15 protein-coding genes are annotated in these 15,627 nt (G+C 66.0%); 10 read left to right on the forward strand and 5 right to left on the reverse strand.

Going from position 1 to position 15,627, the window contains the following annotated elements; all coding sequences use genetic code 11:
• The first annotated feature begins 27 nt into the window (after nucleotides 1-27).
• The 4 genes from cls (at nucleotide 28) to QP512_RS00075 (ending at nucleotide 3,788) form a co-directional block, all read left to right on the forward strand.
• Nucleotides 28-1,488: a cardiolipin synthase gene (cls, locus tag QP512_RS00060; RefSeq protein ID WP_286070453.1), complete on the forward strand. Its 1,461-nt coding sequence runs from the start codon at nucleotides 28-30 to the stop codon at nucleotides 1,486-1,488.
• Between the two features lie 40 nt (nucleotides 1,489-1,528).
• Nucleotides 1,529-1,798 (forward strand): hypothetical protein, encoded by a 270-nt coding sequence (locus QP512_RS00065; protein WP_286070454.1) that lies wholly within the window; start codon nucleotides 1,529-1,531, stop codon nucleotides 1,796-1,798.
• A 9-nt stretch (nucleotides 1,799-1,807) separates the two neighbouring features.
• Nucleotides 1,808-2,551, forward strand: coding sequence for a pyridoxine 5'-phosphate synthase (locus QP512_RS00070; RefSeq protein ID WP_286070455.1), 744 nt, complete (start codon nucleotides 1,808-1,810; stop codon nucleotides 2,549-2,551).
• A 145-nt stretch (nucleotides 2,552-2,696) separates the two neighbouring features.
• The gene (locus tag QP512_RS00075; RefSeq protein ID WP_286070456.1) at nucleotides 2,697-3,788 is read left to right on the forward strand and encodes a PA0069 family radical SAM protein; all 1,092 of its coding nucleotides are present in this window, start codon (nucleotides 2,697-2,699) and stop codon (nucleotides 3,786-3,788) included.
• A 148-nt stretch (nucleotides 3,789-3,936) separates the two neighbouring features.
• Here the strand turns inward: QP512_RS00075 and QP512_RS00080 are convergent, their stop codons facing one another.
• Nucleotides 3,937-4,242 (reverse strand): hypothetical protein, encoded by a 306-nt coding sequence (locus tag QP512_RS00080; protein WP_286070457.1) that lies wholly within the window; start codon nucleotides 4,240-4,242, stop codon nucleotides 3,937-3,939.
• A gap of 318 nt (nucleotides 4,243-4,560) precedes the next feature.
• On the opposite strand from QP512_RS00080, the gene QP512_RS00085 reads away from it, so the two are divergent.
• Nucleotides 4,561-5,154 (forward strand): hypothetical protein, encoded by a 594-nt coding sequence (locus QP512_RS00085; RefSeq protein WP_286070458.1) that lies wholly within the window; start codon nucleotides 4,561-4,563, stop codon nucleotides 5,152-5,154.
• A 65-nt stretch (nucleotides 5,155-5,219) separates the two neighbouring features.
• On the forward strand, nucleotides 5,220-5,402 hold the full coding sequence (locus QP512_RS00090; RefSeq protein WP_286070459.1) for a hypothetical protein: 183 nt from the start codon (nucleotides 5,220-5,222) through the stop codon (nucleotides 5,400-5,402).
• Between the two features lie 62 nt (nucleotides 5,403-5,464).
• On the opposite strand, the gene QP512_RS00095 is transcribed toward QP512_RS00090, so the two are convergent.
• From QP512_RS00095 to QP512_RS00105, 3 genes are all read right to left on the reverse strand, one after another.
• On the reverse strand, nucleotides 5,465-6,172 hold the full coding sequence (locus QP512_RS00095) for a 2OG-Fe(II) oxygenase (protein WP_286070460.1): 708 nt from the start codon (nucleotides 6,170-6,172) through the stop codon (nucleotides 5,465-5,467).
• Nucleotides 6,173-6,279: 107 nt separating this feature from the next.
• Nucleotides 6,280-7,296, reverse strand: a complete 1,017-nt coding sequence (locus tag QP512_RS00100) for a class 1 fructose-bisphosphatase (protein ID WP_286070461.1) — start codon at nucleotides 7,294-7,296, stop codon at nucleotides 6,280-6,282.
• A gap of 356 nt (nucleotides 7,297-7,652) precedes the next feature.
• The gene (locus QP512_RS00105) at nucleotides 7,653-8,855 is read right to left on the reverse strand and encodes an amino acid aminotransferase (RefSeq protein WP_106549157.1); all 1,203 of its coding nucleotides are present in this window, start codon (nucleotides 8,853-8,855) and stop codon (nucleotides 7,653-7,655) included.
• Nucleotides 8,856-9,026: 171 nt separating this feature from the next.
• On the opposite strand from QP512_RS00105, the gene QP512_RS00110 reads away from it, so the two are divergent.
• The gene (locus tag QP512_RS00110) at nucleotides 9,027-11,117 is read left to right on the forward strand and encodes a TonB-dependent receptor (protein ID WP_286070462.1); all 2,091 of its coding nucleotides are present in this window, start codon (nucleotides 9,027-9,029) and stop codon (nucleotides 11,115-11,117) included.
• A gap of 42 nt (nucleotides 11,118-11,159) precedes the next feature.
• Here the strand turns inward: QP512_RS00110 and QP512_RS00115 are convergent, their stop codons facing one another.
• A complete protein-coding gene (locus QP512_RS00115; protein ID WP_286070463.1) occupies nucleotides 11,160-11,504 on the reverse strand; it encodes a hypothetical protein in 345 nt (114 codons plus the stop codon).
• 147 nt (nucleotides 11,505-11,651) lie between these two features.
• On the opposite strand from QP512_RS00115, the gene QP512_RS00120 reads away from it, so the two are divergent.
• The 3 genes from QP512_RS00120 to ligD all read left to right on the forward strand — a co-directional run bounded on the left by QP512_RS00120 (nucleotide 11,652) and on the right by ligD (nucleotide 15,602).
• A complete protein-coding gene (locus QP512_RS00120; RefSeq protein ID WP_053448370.1) occupies nucleotides 11,652-12,050 on the forward strand; it encodes a hypothetical protein in 399 nt (132 codons plus the stop codon).
• Nucleotides 12,051-12,191: 141 nt separating this feature from the next.
• Nucleotides 12,192-13,112 (forward strand): Ku protein, encoded by a 921-nt coding sequence (locus QP512_RS00125; protein WP_286070464.1) that lies wholly within the window; start codon nucleotides 12,192-12,194, stop codon nucleotides 13,110-13,112.
• 3 nt (nucleotides 13,113-13,115) lie between these two features.
• On the forward strand, nucleotides 13,116-15,602 hold the full coding sequence (ligD, locus tag QP512_RS00130) for a DNA ligase D (RefSeq protein WP_286070465.1): 2,487 nt from the start codon (nucleotides 13,116-13,118) through the stop codon (nucleotides 15,600-15,602).
• Nucleotides 15,603-15,627: the final 25 nt, after the last annotated feature.

Consider the following 15,627-nt stretch of genomic DNA (forward strand, 5'->3'; position numbering starts at 1 on the left):
GGTTGCACGCGCCGCTATGATCGGCGGATGCTCGCCCTCTTCGACTCCCTGCGCCACTGGCTCGACGGCATCGCCCACCTCGGCACGATCCTGGCGGTAGCCTATCTGCTGTATCTGCTCGCGCTGACCGGCTGGATCATGCTGCAGAAGCGTGAGCCGGTGGCCACGCTGAGCTGGATCCTGTCGCTGGCGCTGCTGCCCTACCTCGGCTTGTTCATCTATTACCTACTGGGCCCGCAGAAGGTGAAGCGTCAGCGGCTGCGCCGTGGCCGTGCCCGTTCGGGCATGGAGCACTACAGCGACGTCTGCCCGCCCGATGCCGACTGCACCGAGCTGGCCAAGATCGCCCAGGCCACCACCGGCCTGGCGCCGAGCAGTGCCACCGAAGTGACGTGGCTGGTCGATGGCGCGGCCACCTACGCCGCGCTGCTGGAGGCGGTGGCGCAGGCCCGCGACCATCTGCACCTGGAGTACTACATCTTCAATCCGGACCACGCCGGCACCGCGCTGCGCGATGCCCTGGTCGAACGCGCCCGCGCGGGCGTGCAGGTGCGCCTGCTGCTGGATGCCGTGGGATCCTCCGCCCTGCCCCGCCGCTTCCTGCAACCGTTGCTGGACGCCGGCGGCGAGGCCATCTGGTTCCATCCGCGGCAACTGCTGAAGCCCTTCAAGCGCCCGTGGCTGAATCTGCGTACCCACCGCAAGCTGGTGATCATCGATGGTCGCCTGGCCTTTACCGGTGGTATCAACATCACCGACGAGGAGGACGAAAGCCGCCGGCCCGACGCCTACCGCGACCTGCACATGCGGATCCGCGGCCACGTGGTGCGCAGCCTGCAGCTGGTGTTCGCCGAAGACTGGCTCTACGCCAGCGGCCAGGATCCTTCGCAGATGGACATCGCCCGCCTCTGGCCCGCCGAGATGCCGTTGCGCGCCGATGGCCCGATCAACGCGCAGGTGCTGGTCTCCGGGCCAGACTCCGGCTGGGAAACCATCCATCGGCTGCACGTGGCGGCGATCCAGGAGGCCCACGAACGGGTCTGGCTGGTGACGCCCTACTTCGTGCCCGGCGAAGCGGCGCGGATGGCACTGACCTCAGCCGCGCTGGGCGGACTGGACGTCCGCCTGCTGGTACCGAAGATGAGCGACTCCTGGTTCGTCACCCAGGCCGCACGCTCCTACTTCGACGAGCTGCTGCATGCCGGCGTGAAGATCTACGAGTATGGCCCCCGCATGCTGCATACCAAGGCCTTCATCGCCGATGACGAGGTCTGCATCGTCGGCAGCGCCAACTTCGACCATCGCAGCTTCCGCCTGAACTTCGAGCTGTCGATGATGATCAGCGACCGTGACCGCGTTGCCGAGCTGGCCGAGCTGCTGCAGGGCGAGTTCGAGCGGGCGACCCGGGTCCACGACCAGGCCGGCCGTTCGTTGTGGCTGCACCGCCTGCCCGAGGCCTTTGCCCGGCTGGCCTCGCCGCTGCTGTAACGCAGCGCTACACTGCGGCGATTACCCGGGGAGCCCGACTATGTACTGGTTGTACCTGCTGCTGGCGCTGGGCTGCTTTGCCTTCGCCCTGAAGACGCCCAGCCCCGGGCTGATGACCCTGTGCCTGCTGGCCGCCCTGGCCCTGCTGCTGGCCTGGGTGCGGGGCCGCTACGTCGCGCGCTTCGGCGACCTTCAGCGCGATCCTGCCACCCTGGTGGACGCCGAGGAACTGCGCCGCCTGCGCGAGCAGGCCCAGGCACGTCGCAGCGCCGACCCCGACGAGCATGATCCGTCCCCTCTTTCCCAGTAGTTCCGTTCCATGACCCAGCTCAGCGTCAACGTCAACAAGATCGCCGTCCTGCGCAATTCGCGCGGCGGTGCCGAACCGGACGTGCTGCGTGCCGCCCAGGCCTGCCTGGACGCCGGCGCGCATGGCATCACCGTGCACCCGCGGCCGGACCGCCGCCACATCACCGCCGAGGACGTGCTGGCCCTGTCCACGCTGACCGGCGCGCGCGGCGTCGAGTTCAACATCGAAGGCAACCCGTTCGCGCCGCCACGCGCGGGCTACCCAGGGCTGCTGCCGCTATGCGCGCAGACCCGCCCGGCGCAGGCCACCCTGGTGCCGGATGGCGATGGGCAGATCACGTCGGACCATGGCTTCGACTTCGAACGTGACGGCGAGCGCCTGCGCCCGCTGGTGGCCGAACTGAAAGCGTTGGGCTGCCGCGTCAGCCTGTTCGTCGACGCCGGCAACCCGCTACTGGAGCAGGCAGCTGAAGTCGGTGCCGACCGCATCGAGCTGTATACCGGCCCCTATGCCGAAGCGCACGCCGCCGGTGATGCCGAGGCGATGCTGGCGCTGTTCGCCACCGCCGCACGCCGCGCGCAGGCGGTGGGGCTGGGCGTCAATGCCGGCCACGACCTGTCGCAGGACAACCTGCGTGACTTCCTGGCCCACGTACCGGACGTGCTGGAAGTGTCGATCGGCCACGCGCTGATCGGTGAGGCGCTGTATGACGGGCTGGATGCCACGGTGCGGGGCTACCTGGCGCTGCTGTGACCGATGGATGCAGCCGAGCGTAGGCTCGGCTCTACAAGGTCTCTGCATGAACTGTAGAGCCGAGCCCATGCTCGGCTCAGCACCGCCCTGAATCCTTCAGGCGACCGTCGCAGTCATTGAGACAGGCGCGGCGTACCCTGCGGGCATGGGTATTGCGATCAAGGGCCGAGGTTCCACGTCCCACCTTGCCGGGCGCTTTGAAAGCACCGTCAGCGAGGCGGTGGACGATGGCTGGGCGGTGGATCAGAGCGAGGAATTCCTCGCCCCGCGACTGCGCACCGAGGTTCGTGCCGAGACCGCGCGCAGCATCATCAGCCGTAACACTTCGCCGGACGTCGGCTTCAGCCAGTCGGTGAATCCGTATCGCGGTTGCGAGCATGGGTGCTCCTACTGCTTCGCGCGCCCCTCGCACGCCTATCTGAACCTGTCACCGGGCCTGGATTTCGAGACCAAGCTGTTTGCCAAGACCAATGCGCCGCAGCTGCTGCGCAAGGAGCTGTCGAAGCCGGGTTACGTGCCGCAGCCGATCGCGCTGGGCATCAACACCGACGCGTACCAGCCGATCGAACGCAAGTTCAAGCTGACCCGCCAGCTGATCGAAGTGATGCTGGAAACCAAGCATCCGTTTTCGTTGATCACCAAGAACGCCCTGGTCGAGCGCGACATCGATCTGCTCGCACCGCTGGCCGCGGAGAACCTGGTCAGCGTGCATTTTTCGGTGACCTCGCTGGATCCGCATCTTTCCGCAAAGCTGGAACCTCGCGCGTCGGCGCCGCATGCACGACTGCGCGCGATGAAGCGTCTGCATGAAGCGGGTATTCCGGTGGGTGTAATGGTGGCGCCGGTGATTCCGTGGATCAACGACAGCGAACTGGAAGCCGTGCTGGAGGCCGCACACGATGCCGGCGCCAGCACCGCAGGCTATGTGCTGCTGCGCCTGCCGCTGGAAGTGGCACCGCTGTTCCGCGATTGGCTGGACACCCATCATCCCGATCGCGCTGCACACGTGATGAGCACCATCCAGCAGCTGCGCGGCGGCAAGGACTACGACAGCCAGTTCGGCACGCGGATGCGGGGCCAGGGCGTGTATGCGGATCTGCTGAACAACCGATTCAAGCTGGCGCGCAAGCGGCTGGGTTTCAATGCGCAGAACAGCCATTGGCCGAAGCTGGATTGCAGTCGGTTCCAGAAGCCGTTGCCGCCGAAGAAGGATTCGCCGCAGGGAAGTCTGTTCTAGAGCGCTGGACCGCTGCCCGACTTACCGGCAACAATCTGCACTTGGCCGGATGGCCTGCAAGCCAGGGAAGGATGCAGATGGATGACCTACGATCAGCGACGGTGCAATTCCGTTCGCTTTACGATGAATCGGTTCGCCCGTGAAGCGGCTATCGGCTTTCAGCTGTGGTGCGTTTCTGTACTTCTGTGGTGCCGATGCAGAGGCTGCCCGTGCGTTTTTCGTTGAAGACGCTGCCATCCGCGACCCCGCCTGCCTTACGGTCGAGCCACGCCAGCGGCTCTTTGCCTGTCACCAGATCGTTGTCGGCAACAGCCGTGTGATTGGGCTGAGACGATTCCGCTCGTCGTGGAGGACTGACCGTTCCACCTTCAGCAAACTCACGATCCAGCTCCCCGCCGATGCGAAAGCAGGTGACCGGTTCGCTGTCTCCGACGATCGCGTACGGCTGTTTCATAGCAGTGGATCCAGCGCATTTGCCGGAAAGACGGGCTGCTACGCAGTGCCGGTCGCAGGGCAGATTACCGTGGTTTCCGCCGGTGACTCCGGCATCGAGCTCCTGGTCGATGCAACGCTCCGCTCCGCAAGCCCACTGCAATGGCGCGGTGAATGTGACGCACCGACCGAGCTATCAGAGCGCCTGAAAGCCTCGCCCCTGCAGATGCACGACCTCAATGCATGGACGGGAGCATTTGATCCCGACGCATCCCCTTTCGATCAGGCACATCCTGCCAATCGCCCACGTGATTGAAGTCGAATCAACGGTGTCTGCATGATGAAACGCCTGCGTTTTCTTCCGGCCATCGCTCTCCTTTTCTCCCTTGCGACCCTGCAGGTTCAGGCAAGCGCCATCCACGAATGCATCGTCGTTCCGCAGGCGTCGATTGCCACTGATATGCCAGCCGACCTGGACGAGTTCGAGCAACATCTCTGGACGGCAAATACCGGTCAGTGGGTGAGCAAGGGCACGGACACACTGCTTCTGCTGCGGCTCTTCTCGGAGTCGCCGGGCGTGATCGATTCCCAGCAGTTCACCAAGATCACCGGGAGCCTGAAGCGATACTCGCCTTCGTCCGAAGGAATGCCGGAGGTAGTGGATGCGCGCTTGGCCAGTGGCGGTGCGGGCTTTGCGCACAAGGGAGACTATTGGTTGGCCGATTCCGTGAACGTCGAACTAGATCAGCCGCACGAGCGCGATGGTCGGATGGAGGTCAAAGTGACGTCTGTCGGGTGGAACAGTTATCGAAAGGAAGACCGTTCCTTCTATCTCCAGTTCACCTGTCAACTCAAGGAAATCCCTGTCGAGAAGCTCAGTGCCTGGCAAGGCGGCGACGGAAATCTCTGGCGAACCTTTGGGCCCACGAGATGACCAAGCGGCATCAATCTGTACACAGCAACTTCAAGTCGATGTATCCGGACCCATGAGCACATGACATGAAGATTATCTACTGGCTTGGCATCGCGTTCCTGTGGATGCTTCCATTGAACGTTCTGCTGCTGACGGCCGGCAAGCTGATGTCGGGCGACGCGCTTGGAGAAGAAGAGCTCGTTGGCTTCGGTGTGGCGGTGTTCGGTGTAGCGGCGGGCACGATTCTCTATCGCCGTCGCCCACGGTAGAGATTGCTCGACTGAAAGTGGAACGAAGTCGAGCACGCGATAGCGTCGAGCACGCTCGACCTTTACCCCCCGAACAACTTCTGCGCACTCTGGAACAGGATCCAGCTCGTTGCGATGAACTTGTCACCGCCCTGCGGCCGGTTGCCACGATGGGTGTGGGTAAACGCCGTCGGGGCGATCAACAAACTGCCGGTGCGTGGTGCGATCTTCCGCCCCTGAAACAGGAACTCGGTTTCGCCTTCCTCGAATCCGTCGTTGAGGTACAGCGTCCACAGCACATGCCGGTGCAGGGTCTCGGCCTGCGGATCCTTCGGGTACAGCTCGCAGTGCCAGTACGGGTAACCGCCCTCGCCCGCCGCATACCACTGCAGGTTGATCGCGCCCGGACGCAGGCAGGTGCGGGCCAGATCGCCCAGCTGCTCCTGTGACATGTCGGGGAAGTCCTCGGCAGACAGGCGTCGCGGTTGGCCGTCGCTGTCCTGGATCTGCAACATCAGCGGTGCGATCAACGCCTGTGGATAACGGCGTAGATAAGTCAGCAGGCCGTTGAACACTGCGTGCTGCAACTGATGATCCACATCCTGCCAGCCGTCCAGGCCGCTGATGCGCAGATCCTTGCTGTGCTTGAGTTCCGGGAACACACCGCTGCCTACCGCACCCGGTCGCAGGCCCTGTGCAGCGCGCATGCGTTCGACGATCGCCGCGCAGACCTCATTGGGGACCGCATTGTGGATGACTTCGATGAAATCGACCGGGCCCTGCTCGTGCATGCGTGCATTCCTTAAGCGGCAACGGCTTGATGGTGCCGTTTGCCGCCCTCGGTGTCACCCCATGGTCATGTCATCGATCTGCCATGACCGCGGTAGGGCAACGCCTATCAGGCCTGTGCGGCGTCGTGCGCGTGGTGGTAGCGCACGGCTTCGGCCACTTCCTCGCGCGAGCCGAGGAACACCGGCACGCGCTGGTGCAGCTGGTCGGGCTGGATGTCGAGGATGCGGTCGCGGCCGGTCCAGGCGGCGCCGCCGGCCTGTTCGACCAGCAGGCCCATCGGGTTGGCTTCGTACATCAGGCGCAGCTTGCCGGCCTTGGACGGATCCTTCCTGTCCCACGGGTAGATGAAGATGCCGCCGCGGGTCAGGATGCGATGCACGTCGGCGACCATGCTGGCGATCCAGCGCATGTTGAAGTTTTTGCCGCGCGCGCCTTCCTTGCCGGCCAGCAGATCGCCGACATACGCCTGCATCGGCGCTTCCCAGTGGCGCTGGTTGGACATGTTGATGGCGAATTCCTGGGTGGACGCCGGGATCTGCATGTTCTCGGTGGTCAGCACGAACTCGCCCTTCTCGCGGTCCAGGGTGAAGGCGTGGGTACCGTGGCCGACGGTCAGCACCAGCTGGGTGCTGGGCCCGTAGATGCAGTAGCCGGCGGCGATCTGCTTGCTGCCCGGCTGCAGGAAGGCGTCGTCGCCCGGCAGCTCGACGTTGGTCGGGCAGCGCAGCACCGAGAAGATGGTGCCGACCGAGACGTTGACGTCGATGTTGGAGCTGCCATCGAGGGGATCGAACAGCAGCAGGAAATCACCGCGCGGGTAGATGTCCGGCACCGGCTGGCTGTGGTCCATTTCCTCCGAGGCGCACGCCGCGAGGTGGCCACCCCAGGCGTTGGCTTCGAGCAGGATCTCGTTGCTGATGACGTCCAGCTTCTTCTGCGCTTCACCCTGCACGTTGCCGGTGCCGGCGTCGCCGAGCACGCCACCGAGGGCGCCCTTGCTGACGGCGATGGAGATGCTGGTGCAGGCGCGGGCGACGACCGCGATCAGCTGGCGCAGGTCGGCGTTGATGCGGCCGGCGTGCTGTTCCTGGATCAGGAAGCGGGTCAACGAAGTACGGGACATGGTCGGGCAGGTCTCGGCAGCGGGAAAACGCCTATTGTCGCCCGTCCGGCCAGCGCGTGCGTGAGCGCAGGGAGGCGTAATCGTTTCCAGATGCGTTGCGCTCGTGGCGCCTTCCTTCATGGAGGCACAGGGCGAGGTACACCGTGGCCAGGACACGCCGTAAACCCATCCATGGGGGCTCGGTCGGCGCATCCATGCGCCTCACGGTCCTGGCCACGGTGTACCTCGCCCTGCGCTTCAGGGTTCGCCGCGAGCGCGGAGGGTGTGGCAAAGGCAGAGGCAAAGCAGAAGCAAAGCAGAAGCAAAAACAAAGGCGCCTTTCGGCGCCTTTGTTCTCAAACCGCTGGAGCGTTGCTTCAGCCCTTGGCGACGGTGGCCACGGCCTTGGCGACGTATTCCAGGTTGTTCTGGTTCAGCGCGGCCACGCAGATGCGGCCGGTGCCGACGGCGTAGATGCCGAACTCGTCGCGCAGGCGCTCGACCTGCTCACGGCTCAGGCCGGAGTAGGAGAACATGCCGGCCTGTTCGTTGATGAAACCGAACTGCGGCGCACCGGCCGCGGCCAGCTTCTCGACCAGGCCCTGGCGCAGGGCGTGGATGCGCTCGCGCATCTCGGTCAGCTCCTGCTCCCACATCGCGCGCAGTTCCGGGTTGGTCAGCACGCCGGCCACCAGCGCGGCACCGTGGGTGGACGGGCTGGAGTAGATGGTGCGAATCACGCGCTTGACCTGCGACTGCACGGCCTTGGCGTCCGCGGCGGTCGGCGCCACCATCGACAGCGCACCCACACGCTCGCCGTACAGCGAGAACGACTTGGAGTACGAGTTGGCGACGATGAAGCTGTCGATGCCGGCTTCGGCGATGATGCGCACCGCGGCGCCGTCCTGCTCGATGCCCTTGTCGAAGCCCTGGTAGGCCATGTCGATGAAGGGGAACAGCTGCTTGTCCTTCAGCAGCTGCGCGACCTGCTTCCACTGGGTGACCGTGAGGTCGGCACCGGTGGGGTTGTGGCAGCAGGCGTGCAGCAGCACCACGGTGCCCGCTTCCAGCTTGCCCAGGTCGGCCAGCAGGGCATCGAAGTTGACGCCATGGGTGGTCGGGTCGAAGTAGGTGTACTCCACCACCTCGAAGCCGGCCGCGCTGAACACCGCGCGGTGGTTTTCCCAGCTCGGGTTGCTCAGCGCGACGGTGGCGTGCGGCAGCAGCTTCTTCAGCACGTCGGCGCCGACGCGCAGCGCACCGCTGCCACCGACGGTCTGTGCGGTGGTGACGCGGCCGGCGGCCAGCAGCGGCGAGTCCTTGCCGAACACCAGCTCACGCGTGGCCTGCGTGTACGCCGGCAGGCCATCGATCGGCAGGTAGCCGCGCGGTTTGGCTTCAGCGGCGAGCTGCTGCTCGATCTGCTTGACGGCGCGCAGCAGCGGAATGCGGCCGCTCTCGTCGTAGTAGATGCCCACACCCAGGTTGACCTTGGTCGGGCGGCTGTCGGCGTTGTACGCCTCGGTCAGGCCCAGGATCGGGTCGCCTGGGACCAGTTCCACGTTTGCAAAGAAGGACACGGCGGTACTCGTTCGGTAGACGGAAAGGGGGAGGAATTACGCCACGCGGCTTGCGGCCTTCCGGCCGGAAACAGCCCATCGTAACAAAGCCTGCCGGGGCTGGCCGCCGCCATCGTCATCCGTGGCCCCGTACCATGGCGTGCGTTGCCGCCGGATCCATCAACCTGAATCATGAAAACCGCTACACGCCGCCGTAGCCTGTCGCTTTCCGCCCTGCTGCTGTCGCCCTTGGCGGCGTTGGCCGACCCTGCGCCCACCGCCCTGCCGGCGGTGCAGGTACAGGCTGCACGGGTGCCGGGCATCGACCCGTTCGCGTTGCCGTCCAGCCAGGACACGGTCTGGATCGATGCCGGCCGCGCCGGCGCGGGCGCGCAGCTGTCCGAGGCGCTGGCCGGGGTGCCGGGGCTGTTGGCGCGCGATCGGCAGAACTTCGCCCAGGACACCCAGCTGTCGATCCGCGGCTTCGGCGCACGCTCGACCTTCGGCGTGCGCGGGGTGCGCGTGCTGATCGACGGCGTGCCGGCCACCATGCCGGATGGGCAGGGCCAGCTGTCGCACGCCAGCCTGCTCGGCGCCGAGCGCATTGAGGTGCTGCGCGGGCCGTTCTCGGCGCTGTATGGCAACTCCTCCGGTGGCGTGCTGCAGGTCTGGAGCGCGCAAGGCCGGGCCGATGATCCCTGGCGGTTGCGGCTCAACGCCGGTGCCGACAACACGCTGAGCGTCGGTGCGCAATTGAAGGGGGCCGGCCACGGGCTGGACTACAACATCGCCGCCAACCACTTCCGCACCGATGGCTGGCGCGACCACAGCCGTGCCCGCCGTGAATCGCTCAATGCACGCATCGGCGGCGAGCTGGGCGGTGGCCGCCTGGAGTTGCTGCTCAATGCGCTGGACGCTCCCGATGCGCAGGACCCGCTGGGCCTGACCCGTGCGCAGGTGGCAGCCAATCCGCGCCAGGCCACGTCGGTCGCCGACCAGTACAACACGCGTAAATCGGTGCGCCAGCAGCAGGCCGGCCTGCGCTGGACCCGCGAGAACGGGGCGCAGCGCTGGCAGCTGATGAGCTACGCCGGCCAGCGCGCGGTGAGCCAGTACCTGCCGATTCCGCCGACGGCCCAGGCCAATCCGCTGCATGCAGGCGGCGTGATCGATCTTGAGGGCGGCTATGGTGGCCTGGACGCGCGCTGGGGCTGGCACGGCGATCTTGCAGGGCGGCCGCTGGACGTGGTGGCCGGGCTCAGTGCCGACCGCCAGCGCCAGCATCGCACCGGCTACGAGAACTTCATCGGCAGCACGCTGGGCGTGCGCGGCCGCTTGCGCCGCGACCAGATCGACATCGTGCAGAACGTCGATCAGTTCGCGCAGGCGTGGTGGCAGTGGCGCCCGCGCTGGTCACTGCTGGCCGGTGTGCGTCACAGCAGCGTGCGCTTCGAATCGGACGACCGCTACATCACCGGCCGCAACCCGGACGACAGCGGCCGCCGCCGTTACCAGGCCACCACGCCGGTGGCCGGGGTCAGCTTCGAGGCGAGCCCGCAATGGCGGCTGCACGCGGCGGTGGGACGCGGTTTCGAAACCCCCACCTTCAACGAACTGGGCTACCGCGCCGACGGCCAGGCCGGGCTGGCGCTGGATCTGGCCGCCGCGCGCAGCCGCTCGCTGGAGATGGGTAGCAAGTGGCACGCGCAGGGCGGAACCCGGCTCGATGTCAGCCTGTTCCGTGCAGATACCGGCGATGAGCTGGCCGTTGCCAGCAATATCGGTGGACGCAGCACCTACCGCAACATCGGGCGCACCCGGCGCCAGGGGCTGGAGCTTCAGTACCGCCAGCCGCTGGCCGAGCAGCTGGAACTGCAGCTGGCCTGGACCTGGCTGCAGGCGCAGGTGCGCTCGCCCTACCTGACCTCGAACAATGTGGTCGCCGCGGGCAGCCGCCTGCCCGGTGTGCCGCGGCAACAGGCGTTTGCTCGCCTGCAGTGGAGCCCGGACGACTGGCAGTGGGCGCTGGAGGCGACCGCCAGCAGCGATACCGTGGTCAACGATCTGGCCACGGAGCGCGCGCCGGGCTTCGCCCTGCTGCACGTGGAGGGTGGGCGCCGCTGGACCCTGCCGGGCGGCGAGCTGCGTGCGTTCGCGCGTCTGGAGAACGTGCTGGACCAAGCCTACATCGGCTCGGTGATCGTCAACGATGGCAATGGGCGCTACTACGAGCCCGGGCCGGGGCGACGGGCCAGCGTGGGTGTGCAGTGGTCGTGGCGCTAGCGCGGGACCGCCGCGCTCGCCGGGCATGGTCCGCCGCCACCGTCAATCGGGGGCCTTGGCCGGCACGAACGGCGAGGTCGGGTCGCTGGCCGGGAAGGTCTCCTCCAGTGCCTGGTCCTGGTTGTCACTGGCATGCTGCTTGCGCTCGCGGCGCTTGAGCGGGCTTTCCTGGCCACCGCGATGGCGGTCGCCGCCATCCTTGCGGTCCTGGGCCGCCTGTTCAGCCTGTCGCTTCACCGGCAGATGTTCGTCGTTCTGGGCGGCGTCCAAAAACGGCGCACCGGTGCCGCGGAAGTCGGCGTTGTCGGCATCGCGCTTGCCGCGCTGTTCGCCGGGAATGGGCGGGTGGTTTTCCCGCAGCGGGTCTCGGGAGGTCTCTCGGCTCATGGTCTGGCTACCTGCGCTCGGGGGGCCCCACTACACCGCCAGCAAGGTAAAGGCGCCGCGAACCTAGCGTCATGAACATCTCGCTCACCCGCTGGTAACGGCACCGCGCGTATTCCTGCCCACCCGCCCCCGCTGCAGGAGCCGGCCATGCCCCGTCTTGAACGACCCGCACCGTCCGTGTTCAATGCCCTGCTCGATCCGCTCGGCCAGCGCACCGCGCAGCGCCGCACGCGTCGGCATGAAGACCCGCAGGCGGTTGCGCAGGACTACCTGCAATACATGCTCAGCGATTACGAGGAGCGTCGCGGGCCCGGTCACCGCAACTGGCGTGATCTGTGCCCGGTCTATGCCTTCGCGTTGACCACCCACGCCGCCGATTGGCCGCGCGGTGATGCCGCCGATACCTGCGAGGAACTGGCCGAGCACTGGGAACAGATGCGCGGACAGTCACGGCTGAGCTGGTCCCAGGCGCGACCGGTGGTGGAAGACGCCTGGCGCGCGCTGGACCATATTCCGGCGGCGGCGGTGAGGCCGCTGCTGCAGTAGTGGCGGGCGCCTGAAGCGGACGAGCGTGGGATCGGCGCTACAGCCAGGAGGCCGCGCCACCTGACCTGCACGGCACGGACACGGGTGGTTTACACCGATGGGCAGAAGCTGGGCATCCCCTGCCCCGTAACAGGTGTCACCATGGCCCGCCCGATCTGGACCGGCACGCTGTCGTTCGGACTGCTCAATGTGCCAGTGTCGTTGATGTCCGGCGAGCGCAAGGTCGACCTGCAGTTCCGCATGCTCGACTCCCGCGATCGCAAGCCGATCCGTTTCGAACGGGTCAACGCCGACACCGGCGAGGAAGTGCCTTGGAAGGACATCGTCAAAGCCTATGAGTACGACAAGGGCAGTTATGTCGTGCTGGAGGAAGGTGATATCCGCTCGGCCGCGCCGGAAAGCCACGAAGCGGTGGAGGTGGAATCGTTCGTGGATGCAGCCCAGATCGACCCGCGCTACTACGAGAAGCCGTATCTGTTGGTGCCTGGCAAGAAGGCTGAAAAGGGCTATGTGCTGCTGCGCGAAACCCTGCGCAGCACCGGCAAGGTGGGCATCGCGCGGGTGGTGGTGCGCACGCGCGAATACCTGTGCGCGGTCATGCCTCATGAGGACGCACTGGTGTTGATGATCCTGCGCTATCCACAGGAACTGGTGGATCCCGAGGATTACAAGCTGCCGACCGGCAAACTGTCCGACTACCGCATCACCAGCATGGAAACGGCGATGGCCGAGCAGTTGATCGAGTCGATGTCCGGTGAGTGGGACCCGTCGCACTACCACGATGAGTTCCGCGAGCGCCTGCAGCAGGTGTTGAACAAGCGCATCAAGTCCAAGGGCGGCACCACGCGGGTGGACGATGAGCCGGCACCGCGCGAGGACGCCACTACCAATGTGGTCGACTTCATGGCACTGCTGCAGAAGAGCCTGGATGCGAACAAGCGAACGCCAGCGAAGAAGGCCGCAACGCGCAAAGCATCTGCCACGTCGCCAGCGAAGACGGCCGCAAAGAAAACAACGAAGAAGGCTGCAAAGAAGACCGCACCTCGACGCAAGGCGGGGTGAGCCATGTCGTTGCACCAGTATCGGCGCAAACGCCGGCTTGGCGGTGGCGCCGGGCAGACGCCGGAACCTGACGACACGCGTGCCCCCGGTGATCCGAAGGGGCGGCCGACCTTTGTCGTCCAGCTGCACCATGCCAGCTCGCGTCACTACGACTTCCGCTTGGAAATGGACGGCGTACTGAAGAGCTGGGCGGTGCCCAAGGGGCCTTCGCTGCGCGTCGGTGAAAAGCGGCTGGCCGTGGAAGTGGAAGACCATCCGCTGTCCTACGCGGGTTTCGAGGGAGACATTCCTGAAGGCCACTATGGTGCGGGCCACGTGGATGTCTTCGATCACGGCACCTGGGCCTGTGAAGGCGATCCACTGCAGGCTTTGGCGGCGGGCAAGATCGACTTCGTGCTGCATGGACAACGCCTGGCCGGTGGCTGGAAGCTGGTGCGCACGGCGATGAAAGGGCGCCAGGTGCAGTGGCTGCTGATCAAGCGCGATGACGAGGAAGCGCGCGATGCAGAAGCAGACGATCTGCTGGGAGTGTCCGCGCCGAAACGCTCATCGGCAGTGAAGAAGCGCACCGCGAGGAAGGCCGCGCGCGCCGCGCCGGCCGCACGCACGGCGAACCGCAAGGCCGATGCACGCTGGCACGCGCGTGCACTGGAACTGGACGGTGCGCGTGACGTCCCCTACCCGCGCGCCTTCAAACCGCAGTTGACCGATCATCGCAACAGTGCGCCGGACGGCGACCGCTGGCTTCACGAGATCAAGTGGGATGGCTATCGCCTGCTGGCTGATCTGCACAATGGCGAGGTCAAGCTGCGCTCCCGCAATGGCCTGGATTGGACCGATGATTTTCCCGAAGTGGTGCAGGCCGTGCAGGCGCTGCCGGTGCGCGATGCGCGCCTGGATGGCGAACTGGTGGTGCTGGACAAGGAAGGACGCAGTGACTTCGCAGCGTTGCAGCGGGTCATCGACGGCAGTTCGAAGCAACCGCTGCGCTACATCGTGTTCGATCTTCCGGGCGTGGCTGGCGCGGACATCAGTCGTGCGCCGTTGCTGGAGCGCAAAGCACTCCTGAAAGCGCTCATTGGGCCCGCCCCTGGCACCCTGGCCTTCAGCGAGCACGTGATCGACCACGGCCCGCAGGTGTTCGACGCCAGTGGCAAGGCCGGATTCGAAGGCATCGTCAGCAAGCAGGTGGATGCCCCGTACATGAATACCCGCGCGCGCAGCTGGGTGAAGGTGAAGCACGAAGACACCGACGAGTTCCTGATCGTCGGCTACACGGCACCCAAGGGTTCCCGGGTGGGGTTCGGCTCGCTGCTGCTGGCGACGCCGGACAAGGGCGGCTTGCGCTATGTGGGCCGCGTTGGCACCGGCTTCGACGACGAAAGCCTGCGCGCGCTGCTCAAGGCACTGCAGCCGTTGGCCGTGAAGAAGCCCGTGCTGCAGCTGCCGGCGCATGTGCCGTTCCGCGCTGCCAGCGTGCGTTGGGTGACGCCGGTCGCGGTGGCCGAGGTCGCGTTCCGGGGCTGGGGCAAGGAAGGCCTGCTGCGCCAGGCCAGTTTCAAGCGACTGCGCAGCGACAAGCAGAAGGAGGACCTGGGAATGAGCACCGCGGATGCCGAAACCGGAGGCGAGGTCCAGATCACTCATCCGGAGCGGGTGGTGTTTCCAAAGCAGACGCTCAGCAAGGGAGACGTGGCGGACTACTACCGGCAGATGGCACGCTGGATCCTGACCGAGATTGCCGGCCGGCCACTGTCATTGCTGCGTTGCCCGGATGGCGTGGGCAAGGCCTGCTTCTTCCAGAAGCACCATGGGCCCGGCCTCGGTGATGCGGTACATGCGGTGCCCCTGCAGCAGAAGAGCGGTCGCGAGGACTATGTCTACATCGAGGATGTGCGGGGCCTGCTGCAACTGGTACAGATGAACACCCTGGAGCTGCATCCGTGGGGAGCCACCGTGGCCGACCCCGAGCATCCGGATCGCCTGGTGTTCGATCTCGATCCTGGTGAAGGCGTCAGCTGGGCACAGGTAAAAAATGGCGCTCGCGATGTGCGTGATCGCCTGCAGCAAGTGGGACTGGAAAGTTTCGTGCGGTTGTCCGGTGGCAAGGGACTGCACGTGGTGGTGCCGCTGCAGCCGAAGGCCGATTGGGAACAGGCCAAGGCGTTCTGCGAGGCCTTTGCCCAGGCAATGGCGCAGGAACAACCGGACCGCTATGTGGCGACGATGAGCAAGGCCAAGCGTGATGGCGTGATCTTCATCGACTGGCTGCGCAACACCCGCGGCGCCACCAGCGTGTGCTCGTGGTCGCTGCGCGCGCGCGATTCGGCCGGTGTGGCAGTGCCGCTGCGCTGGGAAGAACTGGCACGCGTCAGCGCGGCTGACGCGTTTCCGATGGCCAAGGCACTGGCGCGGGCGCAGCGGCTGAAGGGAAACCCGTGGCACGGCATCGAGCGCTTGAAGCAGACGCTGCCGCGCATGGACCTGTAGCGCCGAGCCCATGCTCGGCTTGCAT

The organism is Stenotrophomonas sp. 57 (assembly GCF_030291075.1).
GTDB lineage: Bacteria > Pseudomonadota > Gammaproteobacteria > Xanthomonadales > Xanthomonadaceae > Stenotrophomonas.

Coding starts and splice junctions, on each gene's coding strand:
- cls (WP_286070453.1), top strand. CDS start 28: ATGCTCGCCCTCTTCGACTCCCTGCGCCACTGGCTCGACGGCATCGCC.
- QP512_RS00065 (WP_286070454.1), top strand. CDS start 1,529: ATGTACTGGTTGTACCTGCTGCTGGCGCTGGGCTGCTTTGCCTTCGCC.
- QP512_RS00070 (WP_286070455.1), top strand. CDS start 1,808: ATGACCCAGCTCAGCGTCAACGTCAACAAGATCGCCGTCCTGCGCAAT.
- QP512_RS00075 (WP_286070456.1), top strand. CDS start 2,697: ATGGGTATTGCGATCAAGGGCCGAGGTTCCACGTCCCACCTTGCCGGG.
- QP512_RS00080 (WP_286070457.1), bottom strand. CDS start 4,242: ATGAAACAGCCGTACGCGATCGTCGGAGACAGCGAACCGGTCACCTGC.
- QP512_RS00085 (WP_286070458.1), top strand. CDS start 4,561: ATGAAACGCCTGCGTTTTCTTCCGGCCATCGCTCTCCTTTTCTCCCTT.
- QP512_RS00090 (WP_286070459.1), top strand. CDS start 5,220: ATGAAGATTATCTACTGGCTTGGCATCGCGTTCCTGTGGATGCTTCCA.
- QP512_RS00095 (WP_286070460.1), bottom strand. CDS start 6,172: ATGCACGAGCAGGGCCCGGTCGATTTCATCGAAGTCATCCACAATGCG.
- QP512_RS00100 (WP_286070461.1), bottom strand. CDS start 7,296: ATGTCCCGTACTTCGTTGACCCGCTTCCTGATCCAGGAACAGCACGCC.
- QP512_RS00110 (WP_286070462.1), top strand. CDS start 9,027: ATGAAAACCGCTACACGCCGCCGTAGCCTGTCGCTTTCCGCCCTGCTG.
- QP512_RS00115 (WP_286070463.1), bottom strand. CDS start 11,504: ATGAGCCGAGAGACCTCCCGAGACCCGCTGCGGGAAAACCACCCGCCC.
- QP512_RS00120 (WP_053448370.1), top strand. CDS start 11,652: ATGCCCCGTCTTGAACGACCCGCACCGTCCGTGTTCAATGCCCTGCTC.
- QP512_RS00125 (WP_286070464.1), top strand. CDS start 12,192: ATGGCCCGCCCGATCTGGACCGGCACGCTGTCGTTCGGACTGCTCAAT.
- ligD (WP_286070465.1), top strand. CDS start 13,116: ATGTCGTTGCACCAGTATCGGCGCAAACGCCGGCTTGGCGGTGGCGCC.